We start from the raw sequence: 14,588 nt of genomic DNA, 5'->3' as shown, positions 1-14,588 counted from the left end.
ATTTAGCTAGCTAAAATTAGCGGGAACAGAAATTTTGTGATCCGTTATAGTTTTTGATTTGTACCGTGCGGAACAGCTGAATTTATGCTTATAAGTTTTGTTTCCCTCATAACAACAAACACATAGATTATTGTTTCGACGGGTCAAACTGCTCTACAGCAGCCGATGTTTTTTCTGACTTTTGCTCTTCCGTTTTCTCTTCGGGTTTTTCCTGTTTAACATCTTGTCCACCACATGCTCCACAACAACTCATGACTACCTCCGGGCGTTTATAAGAGAGTGCTTAATTATTCCGGATCTTATCCTATGCCTTCACTGTTTGTTTTGATGAATATCAATATTAATATTAGTGGGCAATAAGGTCTCTCATGGCATGGGGCAAGAATGATTTTTTTCATAGCAGAGAAGTTGGGATGGGTGTTATGAACGAATGAAGAAGCGTGTGAATTGGCCGAGTAAACAAGAACGTGAAAATTGGGAAATAGAGCAGTTTATTCGACACTACGAACGAGCTACGTCGAATATTGGCTTAAGAGTCTATTTAAAAAGTGAAAGGCCAGATTATGGTTTGGTTTCTGATATTCTCGATAAAAAATATGGTGTTGAACTGACATCGGTCTATCAATATGACAGAAGTGTTCCCGACAATCACATCCCTCTACAGAACGATTTCAAAGACATTCCTTATGTATCTGATGATGTAGAGCGTTACCTGTTACGCGTATTAGACGCAATACAGATTAAGGATAAAAAAGCACGAAGTGGTTACTCTACCGAATACCCACTATTGCTATCAGTTTATATAAATGAGTATCTAGCGATACATATTGATTCTGAGCAATGGTCTGAATTTTTCTTGGCGAACAATTTCAGGGTAGAGGACTCTGCATTTCAAGCAATATTATTGTGGCCTTTGCCCGGTGACCATGAGCTTATTTTGTGTCAAAGTTCGGTATACATCCAAAGAATGCCCATGAGCAAGTTGGCCCAGCTCACGACTTCACTGCTTAGCCGGTACGTTCTGGCCTGTGTTGGGGAGAGGCGCTTTCGACTTTTAGAATCCATTTATTCATACAGGTAGAAAATGACATTAAACGTGTATCTTTCAGGCGAAATTCATTCCGACTGGCGAGCCAGAATTGTCGATGGCTGCAAGCGTTTGGGGTTGGGGGTTTCTTTCTCGTCAGCGGTGACCAATCACGAAGCAAGTGATGCAGCAGGCGATTGCCTGGGGCCTGAGGCGGCGGCGTTCTGGCGGGATCATAAATCGGCGAAAGTGAATGCGATCAGGATTAAAAATTCGCTTGAAAAATGTGATCTGGCCATTATCCGTTTTGGTGAAAAGTATAAACAGTGGAATGCGGCATTTGATGCCGGTTATTGTGCGGCTTTGGGAAAACCCTACATCACACTGCATGATGAATCACTGGTTCATGCGTTAAAAGAAGTGGATGGTTCAGCGCAAGCATGGGCGACAACGCCAGAGCAGGTGGTGGAAATACTCAAGTATTTGATGACGCAGTCGTAAAGGCTACGGGTAGGCAAAAAAAGAGATGTAATAAAAAAGCTGCCTCACATGAAGTGGGGCAGCTTGCTGTCATCCTATGCTAGGATGACGAATCCCTCGAAGAGTTGTTAGCAGGCCTCGAATAACCCGGCAGCGCCCATACCCTTACCCACACACATGGAAACAATACCGAATTTCTTGTTGCGGCGTTTCAGTTCGCGCAGTACGACGCCTGTCATTCGTGAGCCGGTCATACCGTACGGGTGGCCGATGGCGATTGCACCGCCGTTCACGTTGTAGATGTCATTATCAATTTCCAGTGCATCACGGCAATAGAGACACTGTGACGCGAAGGCCTCATTCAGTTCGACCAGATCAATGTCATTCATGCTCAGATTGTTGTACTTGAGTAGTTTGGGAATGGCAAATACGGGGCCAATACCCATTTCGTCCGGCTCACAGCCTGCAACGGCAAAACCACGGTAATAGGCGATAGGCGTCAGGCCCAGTTCAATGGCTTTGCTTTCGGACATCAGTAAGGTCATGGAAGCGCCGTCAGAGAGCTGCGAAGCGTTACCGGCGGTCACAGTGCCGTCTTCACTGAAAACAGGTTTCAGACCAGCCAGGCCTTCCAGTGTAGTGGTGGGGCGGTTGCATTCGTCACGGTCAACAGTGCCTTCCAGTGTTTCTGCTTCACCGGTTTTACGGTCTTCCTTGCGCCATTTCACCGTCATGGGGGTGATTTCATCAGCGACGTAACCGGCTTCAACCGCAGCGGCATAACGCTGCTGGCTTTGCAGAGCGTACTCATCCTGCTGATCCCGGGTGACGTTGTAACGTTTGGCGACGATTTCGGCAGTTTCGCCCATGGGCATTAAAAACTGCGGCATTTCTGATATCAGGCGGGGGTTTTCTTCAAACTCGGATTTGCCTCGCTCCAGTCCAGTGATGGACTCAACGCCACCGGCAATAGCAATATCGCAACAGCCGCTGGCAATCTGGGTGGCTGCTACTGAAATTGCGTTCAGCCCTGAGGAGCAAGCGCGACTCAGGGTCATACCTGAAGTCGTTACCGGTAGCCCGGAAAGTGCTACCGCATAGCGTGCCAGGTTGGCAGATTGCTCTCCGGTTTGTCGCGCTGCGCCCACAATCACATCGTCAACCAGTGCCGGGTCAAGCGTCGGGTTTCTTTCCAGCAGCGCATCAATACAGTGTGCCACCAGGTCGTCTGCACGAGTCAGATTGAAAGTGCCCCGAAAGGATTTGGCAAGACCGGTTCTAATATTGTCGACAATAACAACCTTACTCATGTAGGTATTCTCCGAGTTAGCGAAATTAGTAATGATGCGAATTATAAAGAAGTGAACTTATGCTGGCAAATTGATTAATGAGGCCATGCGATCTATGCTGATTTTCCAGAGCACGGTTTTGATTATAGTGAGGAGAAAGGGAGAGCGGTACTAGCGTCAGAGTCTTTTCTGACGATTAGTCGTGACTACGATGACGATTATCCCCAGAACTGGGGAGCGCTTCAAAACCATCCTTTGCCGTTGTGACCCGAAATTGATGGTGTTGACAATAGTGGCCGGTGTTGGCAATAAATGCCCTGTTTTTGTTACTCTTTTTTAATAAGACTGTATTCTGGCGCCATAACACACGCTTCTTTTTATAGTGGTGTGCCTGTTGATAAAAATGACAATCGGGAGATGACGGTGTGAATAAAAAGTTAAGAGTGATTGGTCTAGTTGGGGGCAGCACATTATTAACACTCTCTGTTGTGGCCGAATCTTCGTTGATTGTTGCTCCCCATAGCACCGGCCGGGATGCCGATATGGCGGGCGTTGTGGTTGCTTCGCCCGATGACGGCTCCAGCACGTTGCTTATCAACCCGGCAGGGGTTGTCAGCGAGGCTCGGAAAGAGGCGATGGTGGCAATTATGCCCATCACTTTCAAGATGCGTTATGTGAACCCTATGACGGGTTATGAAGAAAGTGGCAGAAAGGATGCGATGGCACTGAGCATGTGGCGTGGCCTTGGCGAAAGCGACAACGGCTGGTCAAGAGGTGTGGGGGTGTATGGTTCGTTGGGAACGGCTTATGATCTGGCCGCAGACCCCTCTATTGGACAAACATCTCCCTATCTCGGTGAAACCGGTGTTTTGAATTTCGGGTTCAATATCGGGCGTCAGCTGACGCCTGAGTGGCGTATCGGGTTTCAGGTGGCCCCTCGCTATGGCGTGCAGGAGATTAAGTCGCCGTCGCCATTTGGTGATATCAGTTTCAAAAATCAGGGGGTTGGCATTGGCGGTTCGGTTGGACTGGTTTATACGCCGAAAGATTTCCTTTCCTTCGGCATGGTTTATCGAACGCCGGGAATCGTCCGGTTCAAAGGCGATGGCAGAGTCGGGGGCGTCAAGCAGGATTTAACCGTGAAAATGATTACCCCCCAGAATATTACTCTTGGTGTGGCCTATGATTATTCGGAACGGCTAAGGCTGCTCAGTCAGGTCGTTTGGACGCGTTATGAGGACTTTGAGCGAGGCGAGAAAAAATTTGAGCTTACCAAACAGCTCAACGGTCCGCTGTTATCAAATACCAGAAACCGGGTTCGTGTGGGACTGGCGCTGGAATATGAAGTAAAGCCCGGCCACTATTTTCGTGCTGGGTACACCCGGGGGAAAGCAATGATCGAGGATGAGGCACTGTCGCCGACACTGTTCGATGTTGACAACGATATGTTAATGACTGGCTACGAGATAGATAATGGTGGTTGGCGATTAGGGTTTACAGCGGGTTACACTAAAAACAAACCCCGGACAATTAGTGTTGATGAAAACCCGTATTTCCCCGGAACCTATAAAGACCAAACGCCAATATCTTTTGCGATCAGGGCGACCTGGGATGTGGATTAACTAGCTAGCGCCAGCGTTGCTCCCAGGCCAGCAAGACCCTCTCTGGATACCAATATTGTCCGTAGCTGCCGTTGTAGCGGGCGAGTGCGTCGGCGAGTCTGCCTTTTTCCTTGTCGAGGTAGTATTTGAGAATGGTGCAGCCGTAGCGGAGGTTGGTCAGGGGATTGATCAGGTTGTCATCCGGGCGGCCAATTTCATTTTTCCAGAAAGGCATCACTTGCATCATACCGAGTGCACCGGCTCGGGACACCGCGTAGGAGTCGAAATGGCTCTCCACCTCAATCACAGCCAATACCACCTCCGGAGAAAGGCCTGCACGAGTGGCTTCGCGGTGGATGTTTCGCAGCAGTTTGAGACGCTTGGCGGTATTAGGGATATAGCGTTCAAGCTGGCTGGACTTTGCCATCAGCCAGACTTCGGCATCGAAGCGGTCTTCAAAACTGTCGGCGGCTGATACATTATGTTTCAACAGGGCAAGCAGTTCCTGATCCACATCTTCGTTGGCAGTGCCGGTTACTGGCCAGCCTAAAAAAACGGTATATATCATCATCAACAGAACCGACGGCCACCGGGCTGCTGGTTTGTGTTGTTGATGGCTATATTTCACGAGTGCGCTCCGTTTATCTGACAACCTTTTGCAGAAACTCCGCGATGCTGTTGAACGGAATATCCTGATTTTCAGTTTCGCGGCGGTTGCGGTATTCCACCGTGCCGTTTTCCAGTCCGCGATCACCAATGACCAGCCGGTGGGGTATGCCCATTAGTTCAACATCTGCCAACATGCCACCGAGCCGCGCTTTCTCTTCATCCATGTACAGCACATCGTAGCCTGCCTGCTGAAGCTCTGTGTAGAGTTTTTCGCAGGTTTCGCGAACCTGTTCCGATTTATGCATGTTGATGGGTACGAGGGCGATCTGGAACGGGGTCAAGGCATCGGGCCAGATAATGCCGTTTTCGTCGTGATTCTGCTCAATGGCGGCGGCCACAACGCGGCTAACACCAATGCCGTAACAACCCATGATCACCGTTTGTTCCTTACCTCCTTCATTGAGAACCCTGGCGTTCATGGCCTCGCTGTATTTGGTACCCAGCTGAAAAATATGGCCGACTTCAATGCCACGTTTGATATCCAGTACGCCCTTGCCGTCCGGGCTGGGGTCGCCAGGCACGACGTTGCGAATGTCTTCAACGCGTGTAAGCGTGCAATCCCTCTCCCAGTTAACCCCAGTGAGATGAAAACCCTCTTTGTTGGCGCCGCAGACAAAATCTGCCAGGTGTGCAGCGCTGCGATCGACAATGACCGGGATTTCCAGTCCAACCGGTCCGATGGAGCCGACAGAGCAATGAATGGCCTGTTTGACTTGTTCTTCACTGGCGAAGGTGAGTGGTGATGCAACACCGGGCAGTTTCTCCGCCTTGATAGCGTTCAGTTCGTGGTCGCCGCGCAATACCAGCGCGACCAGAGAACTTTCTTCACTGTCCGATTCACCCAGAACCAGCAGGGTTTTAATTACTTGCGATGAATCTATTTTCAGGAATTGAGCGACTTCATCAATGCTGTGTTGGCCGGGTGTGGCCACTTCTGTTCGTTCGGCACGGGCAGCGGGGCGCTCGCCTGCGGGCGCTAATGCTTCAGCCATCTCGACATTGGCGGCGTAATTGCTTTCGGAAGAAAAAGCGATATCGTCTTCACCTGAGGATGCCAGTACATGGAATTCGTGAGAGCTACTGCCACCAATGCTGCCGGTGTCTGCCAGTACAGGGCGAAAATCCAACCCCAGTCTTGTAAAAATGGCCGTGTAGGCGGCATGCATGTCGTCGTAAGTTGCTTGCAGGCTTTCCTGAGAGGTGTGAAAGGAATAGGCATCTTTCATCAGAAATTCCCGTGCGCGCATAATGCCGAAGCGGGGGCGAATTTCGTCGCGGAATTTGGTTTGAATCTGGTAGAAATTAGCCGGTAACTGGCGGTAACTGCGTATCTGATTGCGGACCAGATCAGTAATCACTTCTTCGTGGGTTGGCCCCAGGCAAAAATCCCGCTGATGACGATCGTAAATACGCAGTAATTCAGGACCGTACTGTTCCCATCTGCCGGACTCGTGCCATAACTCCGAAGGCTGAACAACAGGCATGGAAACTTCCTGCGCCCCGGCTTTGTTCATCTCATCGCGAACCACAGCCTCGACTTTGCGCAGTACTCGCAGGCCCATCGGCAGCCAGGTGTAGAGACCTGCGGCCAGTTTGCGGATCATGCCCGCGCGAATCATGAGTTGGTGGCTGATGACTTCGGCGTCGGCGGGAGTCTCTTTTTGTGTGGCTATCAGGAAACGGCTGGCTCGCATGGTGTATTGATGGTCCTGTCAGGTGTGATGTATGGGTGGATGTCGGTATGTCAACAGTGTACCAGTGCCCGGTAAGAGCGGTTGTGCTATTTTACGGTGGTGGCTGCGCTGGGTACAGGCGTAGTGGTAATATTTTGGCTGCCGGGATGGCATCGAAAATCAGGGACATTAAATTCAGGAGATGTTGTATGTTTGAGCTTCACCCTCAATTAGAAGCAGATACCGTTACAGTGGGTTACCTTCCGCTTTCCAGAATTCTGATAAGCAAGGATGCCAATTACCCCTGGTTTATTCTGGTACCTCAGCGGGCTGATCTTTCCGAAATACACCATCTTGATCAAGCCGATCGACAGCAATTGTTTGAGGAGTCATGTCGGCTGTCGGAGTGCATGGTGGATGCTTTTTCACCCGATAAAATGAATGTGGCCGCACTGGGAAATGTGGTGCCGCAGCTACATGTGCACCATATTGCCCGTTACAAGGGTGATCCGGCCTGGCCTGCGCCGGTCTGGGGCGTTGTGCCTGCCCGTCCGTATCAGGAGGGTGCTTTGCAACAGCGCATTGACCTGGTTATTGAACTGTTGCAAGGCGAGGACTTTCGCGCCGCTTAGTCCTAAAAATCGCGGCATAAGCACCTTCAAGCGCTGCCACCTGTACTGTATAATGCGCCGCTTTCCGGCACTCTGCCGGTTTGAGCCAACTGAAAGAACTTATTGAGTAGGTGCTGATTGATGCCCATCTATGAATATAAATGCCAATCCTGCAGCCATGTGCTGGAGAAACTTCAGAAGATCAGCGACGCACCGCTGGTAGATTGCCCCGAGTGCGGAAAAGCTGAGTTAAAAAAACAGGTTACTGCCGGCGCGTTTCGCTTGAGTGGCGGTGGCTGGTACGAAACCGATTTTAAAACGGGTAGCAAAAAAAATCTGGCGGGAGATGGCGCTGCCAAGGAAACTCCATCCGCCAAATCTGATAGCAGTGTCGGCAAGGATAATGCTGGTAAAGGCGGAGCCACTGAAAACAAGGGTAGCAAAGCTGCCACAGTAAAGGCGGAATAATATGCGTTCAAGTTATTGCGGTGTTCTCAATAAGGACAACATCGACCAGGAAGTAACACTTTGCGGGTGGGTCGATCGTCGTCGTGATCACGGTGGTGTCATCTTTATCGACCTGCGTGATCGTGAGGGCATTGTGCAAGTAGTGTTTGACCCTGATGGCGGAGAACACTTTACCACCGCTGATAAGGTTCGTAGTGAATATGTACTGCGAGTGAAGGGTCGTGTTCGTGCGCGCACAGAATCAACCGTGAACCCGGAGATGGCGACTGGCGATATTGAAGTTTACGGGCTAGAGCTGAATATTCTTAATAGTTCAAATACGCCACCTTTCCCGCTGGATGAGCACAATAAAGTAGGCGAAGACGTTCGTCTGAAATACCGCTATCTGGACTTGCGCCGTCCGGAAATGCAACACAACCTGCGTTTTCGCTCCAAGGTTACCAATGTGATTCGTAACTATCTTGATGAGCGCGGATTTCTCGACATTGAAACACCGATTCTGACCAGAGCTACGCCAGAGGGCGCACGTGATTATTTGGTGCCGAGTCGTACCCATGAAGGCAAATTCTTTGCGCTGCCGCAGTCGCCACAACTGTTCAAACAACTGTTGATGGTGTCGGGCATGGACCGCTACTACCAGATTGCCAAGTGCTTTCGCGATGAGGATTTACGGGCTGACCGGCAGCCCGAATTTACCCAGGTGGATGTGGAGCTCTCCTTCACCACAGAAGAAGAGATTATGGCGATTAACGAGGAAATGATTCGCTCAGTATTCAGGCAGGTACTGGATGTTGACCTGGGTGATTTTCCGCGCATGCCCTACAGCGAAGCAATGGCGCGATATGGCAGCGACAAGCCAGATCTGCGTATTCCTCTCGAACTGGTAGACATCAAGGATCTGATGACAGAAGTGGACTTCAAAGTGTTTTCCGGTCCGGCGAACGACCCGAAAGGGCGGGTAACGGCACTGAAAATACCTAAGGGCAATGATCTGATCAGTCGCAAGCAAATTGATAAATACACCGATTTCGTCGGTATCTATGGTGCGCGCGGGCTGGCCTATATCAAAGTGAATGATCGCAATGATATGGAAGAAGGTTTGCAATCTCCCATTGTTAAATTCCTGCCCATTGACGTTCGTGCCTCCATTCTGGAGCGTACCGGGGCAGAAACCGGCGACTTGATTTTCTTTGGTGCTGACAGTAACAAGGTCGTATCCGAAGCGCTGGGTGCGCTGCGTTGCAAGCTGGGCGAAGATCTTAATCTGTACACCACCGAGTGGGCACCACTGTGGGTGGTGGACTTCCCGATGTTCGAGCAGACCGATGATGGCGCCTGGACATCTCTGCATCATCCCTTTACCCGCCCTGCCTGTACTCCGGAAGAGCTGAAAGCAGACCCGGAAAATGCGCTTTCGCAGGCCTATGATATGGTACTTAATGGCACTGAGCTGGGTGGTGGCTCCATTCGTATCCACAACCCTGATATGCAGCGCTCGGTTTTCCACGTATTGGGTATCAGTGATGAAGAAGCTGACGAGAAGTTCGGCTTTTTGATTGATGCCCTGCAATACGGTTGTCCGCCTCATGGTGGCCTGGCATTTGGTCTGGATCGATTGATCATGCTGTTAACTGGCAGTAAATCCATTCGTGACGTCATTGCTTTCCCGAAAACACAGACAGCTGCTTGTGTGATGACTGATGCGCCGGGAAGTGTGGATAGCAAACAGCTACGAGAGCTGAATATTAAATTGCGGGAAAAACCTGCAGAAAGCTAATTGAAGACAGGCACCCTGAAACTGTTTGGTTCGAGTGCCTAAAAGTTGAACAGGCATGCCGAAGTACAAGGGCTGCACAGTAATTTTAGAGGTATCCCCCCTCTTCGGAGAAAACTATGGCTGGACACAGTAAATGGGCCAATATCAAACACCGCAAGGCCGCCCAGGACGCCAAACGGGGTAAGATTTTTACCAAGTTGATTCGAGAACTGGTCGTTGCGGCAAAAGAGGGTGGACCTGCCCCGGAAGATAACCCGCGGTTGCGCGCAGCGGTGGATAAAGCGCTAGGCTCCAACATGAAGCGGGATACGATCGATAAAGCGATTGCCCGTGGTGCCGGTGCTGGTGAAGGCGACAATTACGAAGAAATTACGTATGAAGGCTATGGCGCTGGCGGTATTGCCGTACTGGTTGAATGCCTGAGTGATAACCGTAATCGAACGGTGTCCGATGTCCGTCATGCCTTTACCAAACGGGGAGGTAATCTTGGCACAGACGGTTCAGTTGCCTACCTGTTCACCCGCACTGGGCAGATTAGTTATGCTCCCGGTGCGGATGAAGATCAGATTATGGAGATTGCTCTGGAAGCGGGTGCCGAAGATGTTGTTGCCAACGATGACGGCTCTATTGATGTGCTGACAGCATGGGAAGACTTTGCCGCAGTCAGAGATGCTTTGAAGGTTGCAGGGCTGGAAGCAGAAAATGCTGAAGTGACCATGCTGGCTTCAACCACCGTTCCTCTTGACAAGGATAATGCAGAAAAAACACTGGCGCTGATTGATTCGCTGGAAGATCTGGATGATGTGCAGAATGTTTATACCAATGCTGATATTCCGGATGAGATTATGGATCAGCTGTCTGAATAGAAAAATGATAAACACAATGAAAATCAACGAGTAATCAACAGGAGAAATAACGATGAAAGTAATCAAGAAAACTGACGACTATACAGTTTACCAAAAGCGTTCTGGTCGTTACGCGGTTAAAGGTACTGACAAGAAGTGGGTTAATGCTGAAGACAAAGTCAAAATTTTGTTGGCAGAAGGGCTGATTAAAGTTGCTGCACCTGCCGAGCCGGAACCTGAAGCTGTTGAGGAAGTGGCAGAAGAAGCAACTGCTGAAGAGATTGTTGAGGAAGCTGCTGAAGAAGTGCCATCAGCGGAAGAAGAGCCAAAAGCGTAATTTTTCGCTTATCATAAAAAAGGCGGCTCCGGTGACGGAGCCGCCTTTTTCTTGTTTAACATTTATTATTGTTTTTTAATATAAAGGTAGTAAAAGGTATCGTTATCTTCGATGAATTTGCATAGAAGACTGCTGCGGATGTTGGCAATGCGTGAGTGCTTACTTTAAGGCTGTCTGTAGACTCGCCCGATGGTTGTAAAGGCAGTAAACGCGCCAGTGTTTAGAGAGCGAAATTTGATAGGGATAGTTAAATGTTCATACGGTTTTTTTTATTCTTTTTTCTGGCATATCTATATTGTCACTCCTGTATTGCGAACCAGCGCCTTGCTCCAGAGTTAAAAGATCAAACTACAGTTACGGGAGCTACAGGGGCTAATATTCTGTACTCGATCCAAAAAAGCCGTCTCGAGGAGAATGGAACATGGATACGAGAGCGCTATTACTCTATACAGATCAATGATCTCATAGCTGCCCGAGATTATGGGCGTATTAATGTTTCTTTTAATCATTATTATGCGAATGCTGAGATTGATTTTGCGAATGTTTTAAACTCAAAAGGGGAGCTTAAAGCTGTTCAACCTGATGCCATACAGATTAAGGCGTTGTCGGGGACAAACTTTTATGATGAGAAAAGTGAGATGGTTTTTTCCCTGCCCGAAGTTGAGCCGGGTTCAATAATAGAATTTCAATTCAGGACAGAGACCAAAAAGGTTGCAATAGATACTGTTTACAGCGATCTAAGTACACCGCACTGGTTTCAAAGACGTGCGGCAGATAATGGCTGGAGGGCCGACCCGGTTGTTAATTATCAATATCAATTAACCACGCCAAGCTCTATCGAAATGAAGCATCAACTTTTTGGTGGTTTGAATGTTGCACCCAAATCTACCGTTTCGAAACAGTACAGTGTGAAAAGCTGGACAGTAAAAAATATTGACGGTGTGGCTATAGAAGATTTCATGCCTCCTTTTTCTGAAGTGTATTTGGCAATTAAGAGTTCGAATACTAAAGATTGGCAAAAAGTTGATAGTTGGTTCTGGAAGAAAGTGGAGGGGAAATTAGGTAGTACTGCTGAGTTAGAAAAAGTGATTAAACAGCTTAAGTCTGTCGAAAATGGAAACGATATAACAAAAATTAGAGCTGTTTATGAATATCTAGAAAATAATGTACGTTATATTTCGGCCCACTTGGGACGGGGCGGATACGATCCTCACAGCCCAAACGAAACACTTCACAACGGGTATGGAGATTGTAAGGACCAGACAACGCTTGCTTTAGCGCTGTTAAAAGGGTTAGGTGTGGAAGCGTATCCTGTTCTTGTCCAGACCCCAGCCAGTGGAAAATCAGATACTGGATTAGTGGATGTTTTTTTTGATCATGTGATGGTGTGGATTCCTGCAACGAGCGAGCATCAGGAAATTTGGATGGATAGCACTGGAGATAGAGCCCTTTTCCCTGGTGTGTCAAAGTATCTGTCTGGTCAGCCAGCGTTTATTGTGGATGGGGCTGGCGGCGAGTTGAGAAATATTGAGCAAAAAGATACTGAAAACACAGGGCATATCGATTTAGTTTATAGAGTTATTGGTTCCCAGATCATTGCGGAGGTTTCTGTTTCCCACTCAGGGATTTTTGAGGAATTTACACGCAATTGGTGGCAAAGGAGTACTAATAGGAATACAGAACTAAAACAACTTTTATCCACGATCTTTGAAGACAATGGGCAATATAGTTTAACGGCAGAAGTCAACAATGCGGATAACATTTTTAACCCTGTTGAAATAGTGGCCCGATTTAGTTTTGATGAGCTGGATGATCCTGAAGAATTGATTAGGCTCGGAGCCTCTGCCTCTCAGTTACTTAGTTTTTTTGGAGCGAATAGAGGTATGCAGACGCCTGAGTCCAGAATTAATCGGTATATTAACCCTTACAATATCACTTTAAGTATGAATGTCCGGTTCGAAGCACCTGAAAATAGAGTCACTGCAGTTGTGGCATCGGCTGAGGGAGCAGGGAAAGGATATTTTTTAATTGAGCAGGAGGGTTTTTATGATGCTTCCGATTACGTTGTTAAAGTTAAATACACTCGCCCTAAGCTAGATCTTTCTGTCAAGGAATATGAAAACTTTTACAATTCGACAGTTAAAATTCCAGAGTTAGGGGGCTGGGTTGTTGCATTGCAGTTCGATAAAGTTCGAAATGAAGAGGAAGTGTTGGAAGATGTTAAAAGAGCTCACGGTGATAACTCATTTGTTTATCTCTTAGGTTTGGCTCGTTACCAAATTAATATAGGGGAGTTCAACAGAGCCCTCAAGCCGGCTGAAAAAGCGGTTAAAATGGATAGTAATAGTGCTGAGGCTTGGTACACACTTGGGGTTGTGCAAGGGTTTAGCGGTGATTTGGAAGAGTCTGAAAAATCTTTTGAAAAAGCAAAACGGTTAGGTTACGAGTTTTAGGTGGATGCTGTGAAAAAAAGGGATTTTTTACTCCTATTGTTACTAGGCTTGTCGGTAGTAGCGTACGCTGATTCGACCGACAAGCGGGTGATAAGCAGTCAGGAGCTTGTGTTAAGCGGATTTGATCATGCTAGGAAAGGCGATGAAATCATGATGCAGCTGAATCAGCGTAAGGAGCCCGCTTTATTAACAGAGGCTGTATCAGAATATAAAAAAGCACTTGATAGACATCCCGATAATATTTTGATTCAAAAATCTTACTATCAAGCAGTCTTTCAGAAAGCGATGCTTGTTGATAAGTCTGTAACAGAAGAAGTTAGAGCTGCGTACTTAAAATTACATCCTCTTATAAAGGTAACTCTTAGTCACCCAGAGTTATTGAAATTTTTTTTTAAAATGGATGCAGGAGCAGATCATCATGAACTTATCGATTTGCTTCAGACAATTCTTGTTTATCAACCAAGGTCTGATGTTGTATGGGGTATGTTGTCCGATTTATATTCGCGGCAAGAGAAATATTGGTTAGCTGCTGCTGCATCTCAAAGAGCTTTGCAACTAGCCCCGAATTACCCGCCATATCTGTTTGATCTGGGTAGTAGGATTAATAGTATCGCGGAAGGGACTGAGTGTGTTTACGATGAACGTACTTTGCTGAAAGCCTCTGTCCGCTATATGGCAAAAGCTGCGGCAAAGGATAAAACCAAGCAAATCTATACGGATACTACAAGCCTCCAATATTTACGTTTGGGATTGTTCCCTCTTGCATATAGCGAAGCCAAAAAAGCCCATCAAATTCAAGAAGATGCTTGGTCGACAGGGCACTTGTTCGATGCGGCGTTACATATGGGGTTTTTTAACGAAATTTCACCTCTTGCGGAACAGCTTGTGGTGGAATTTGATGATATTGGTGGTTATGAAGGGCAGGCTTTGCATGCTTTGTTCTCTGGGAAGAAACAAGCAGCTTTTAAACATCTACTCAGGTACAGGGAGTTGTATGGCAATAATATACTTGTGGAGTTACGTACCCGCTGGATAGCGGGGATTACTGGACAAGAGTATCCTCCAGTGTTGTTAAATCAGCTTGAAGCTGAAAATGAATGGCAGCAGAGAATCCTTGATTATACAAAAGCATTCAGCTCTGGAGATGTGGTAGTTGGACGAGAGTCGCTGGTCAAAGCAGCTATTACAGGTTGCGAAAAAACAGAGGCTTACTTTTATACAGCTTATTTTTATTGGTTGGATGGGAATACGGATAAAGCAAGAAAGCATATTCAAAAAGTTAATAGTGGTACCGCAACACGTTACTCAGAGTATCTATGGAGTAAAGTGTTGGCTGACATATTGTAGTTTTTTTAGTG

13 protein-coding genes are annotated in these 14,588 nt (G+C 47.7%); 10 read left to right on the top strand and 3 right to left on the bottom strand.

Going from position 1 to position 14,588, the window contains the following annotated elements:
• The first annotated feature begins 430 nt into the window (after positions 1-430).
• Positions 431-1,081: a hypothetical protein gene (locus tag H7A02_13580; GenBank protein MCP5173291.1), complete on the top strand. Its 651-nt coding sequence runs from the start codon at positions 431-433 to the stop codon at positions 1,079-1,081.
• A gap of 3 nt (positions 1,082-1,084) precedes the next feature.
• Positions 1,085-1,528 carry a YtoQ family protein gene (locus H7A02_13575; GenBank protein MCP5173290.1) on the top strand — a complete coding sequence of 148 codons (444 nt, stop codon included), beginning with the start codon at positions 1,085-1,087 and terminating at the stop codon, positions 1,526-1,528.
• A 107-nt stretch (positions 1,529-1,635) separates the two neighbouring features.
• On the opposite strand, the gene H7A02_13570 is transcribed toward H7A02_13575, so the two are convergent.
• Positions 1,636-2,817 carry a thiolase family protein gene (locus tag H7A02_13570; protein MCP5173289.1) on the bottom strand — a complete coding sequence of 394 codons (1,182 nt, stop codon included), beginning with the start codon at positions 2,815-2,817 and terminating at the stop codon, positions 1,636-1,638.
• 404 nt (positions 2,818-3,221) lie between these two features.
• Between H7A02_13570 and H7A02_13565 the strand changes: the two genes are divergently transcribed.
• Entirely contained in the window at positions 3,222-4,418 is a 1,197-nt protein-coding gene (locus tag H7A02_13565) for an outer membrane protein transport protein (protein ID MCP5173288.1), read from the top strand.
• A gap of 4 nt (positions 4,419-4,422) precedes the next feature.
• Here the strand turns inward: H7A02_13565 and H7A02_13560 are convergent, their stop codons facing one another.
• Positions 4,423-4,968, bottom strand: a complete 546-nt coding sequence (locus H7A02_13560; GenBank protein MCP5173287.1) for a transglycosylase SLT domain-containing protein — start codon at positions 4,966-4,968, stop codon at positions 4,423-4,425.
• A 70-nt stretch (positions 4,969-5,038) separates the two neighbouring features.
• Entirely contained in the window at positions 5,039-6,760 is a 1,722-nt protein-coding gene (locus tag H7A02_13555; protein MCP5173286.1) for a proline--tRNA ligase, read from the bottom strand.
• A 188-nt stretch (positions 6,761-6,948) separates the two neighbouring features.
• On the opposite strand from H7A02_13555, the gene H7A02_13550 reads away from it, so the two are divergent.
• From H7A02_13550 to H7A02_13520, 7 genes are all read left to right on the top strand, one after another.
• Positions 6,949-7,371: an HIT domain-containing protein gene (locus tag H7A02_13550; GenBank protein MCP5173285.1), complete on the top strand. Its 423-nt coding sequence runs from the start codon at positions 6,949-6,951 to the stop codon at positions 7,369-7,371.
• A gap of 120 nt (positions 7,372-7,491) precedes the next feature.
• Positions 7,492-7,818 (top strand): zinc ribbon domain-containing protein, encoded by a 327-nt coding sequence (locus tag H7A02_13545; protein MCP5173284.1) that lies wholly within the window; start codon positions 7,492-7,494, stop codon positions 7,816-7,818.
• A 1-nt stretch (position 7,819) separates the two neighbouring features.
• Positions 7,820-9,595, top strand: a complete 1,776-nt coding sequence (aspS, locus tag H7A02_13540) for an aspartate--tRNA ligase (protein MCP5173283.1) — start codon at positions 7,820-7,822, stop codon at positions 9,593-9,595.
• A gap of 116 nt (positions 9,596-9,711) precedes the next feature.
• A complete protein-coding gene (locus tag H7A02_13535) occupies positions 9,712-10,461 on the top strand; it encodes a YebC/PmpR family DNA-binding transcriptional regulator (protein ID MCP5173282.1) in 750 nt (249 codons plus the stop codon).
• A 52-nt stretch (positions 10,462-10,513) separates the two neighbouring features.
• A complete protein-coding gene (locus tag H7A02_13530; GenBank protein ID MCP5173281.1) occupies positions 10,514-10,777 on the top strand; it encodes a hypothetical protein in 264 nt (87 codons plus the stop codon).
• 251 nt (positions 10,778-11,028) lie between these two features.
• Positions 11,029-13,230, top strand: coding sequence for a DUF3857 domain-containing protein (locus tag H7A02_13525; protein MCP5173280.1), 2,202 nt, complete (start codon positions 11,029-11,031; stop codon positions 13,228-13,230).
• Between the two features lie 9 nt (positions 13,231-13,239).
• Positions 13,240-14,577, top strand: a complete 1,338-nt coding sequence (locus H7A02_13520; GenBank protein ID MCP5173279.1) for a hypothetical protein — start codon at positions 13,240-13,242, stop codon at positions 14,575-14,577.
• Positions 14,578-14,588: the final 11 nt, after the last annotated feature.

The organism is Pseudomonadales bacterium (assembly GCA_024234435.1).
In the GTDB taxonomy this organism is placed as follows: Bacteria; Pseudomonadota; Gammaproteobacteria; order Pseudomonadales; family Porticoccaceae; genus JACKOF01.
This window is presented reverse-complemented; position numbering and strand designations above follow the sequence as displayed.

Coding starts and splice junctions, on each gene's coding strand:
- H7A02_13580 (MCP5173291.1), top strand. CDS start 431: ATGAAGAAGCGTGTGAATTGGCCGAGTAAACAAGAACGTGAAAATTGG.
- H7A02_13575 (MCP5173290.1), top strand. CDS start 1,085: ATGACATTAAACGTGTATCTTTCAGGCGAAATTCATTCCGACTGGCGA.
- H7A02_13570 (MCP5173289.1), bottom strand. CDS start 2,817: ATGAGTAAGGTTGTTATTGTCGACAATATTAGAACCGGTCTTGCCAAA.
- H7A02_13560 (MCP5173287.1), bottom strand. CDS start 4,968: ATGATGATATATACCGTTTTTTTAGGCTGGCCAGTAACCGGCACTGCC.
- H7A02_13555 (MCP5173286.1), bottom strand. CDS start 6,760: ATGCGAGCCAGCCGTTTCCTGATAGCCACACAAAAAGAGACTCCCGCC.
- H7A02_13550 (MCP5173285.1), top strand. CDS start 6,949: ATGTTTGAGCTTCACCCTCAATTAGAAGCAGATACCGTTACAGTGGGT.
- H7A02_13545 (MCP5173284.1), top strand. CDS start 7,492: ATGCCCATCTATGAATATAAATGCCAATCCTGCAGCCATGTGCTGGAG.
- aspS (MCP5173283.1), top strand. CDS start 7,820: ATGCGTTCAAGTTATTGCGGTGTTCTCAATAAGGACAACATCGACCAG.
- H7A02_13535 (MCP5173282.1), top strand. CDS start 9,712: ATGGCTGGACACAGTAAATGGGCCAATATCAAACACCGCAAGGCCGCC.
- H7A02_13530 (MCP5173281.1), top strand. CDS start 10,514: ATGAAAGTAATCAAGAAAACTGACGACTATACAGTTTACCAAAAGCGT.
- H7A02_13525 (MCP5173280.1), top strand. CDS start 11,029: ATGTTCATACGGTTTTTTTTATTCTTTTTTCTGGCATATCTATATTGT.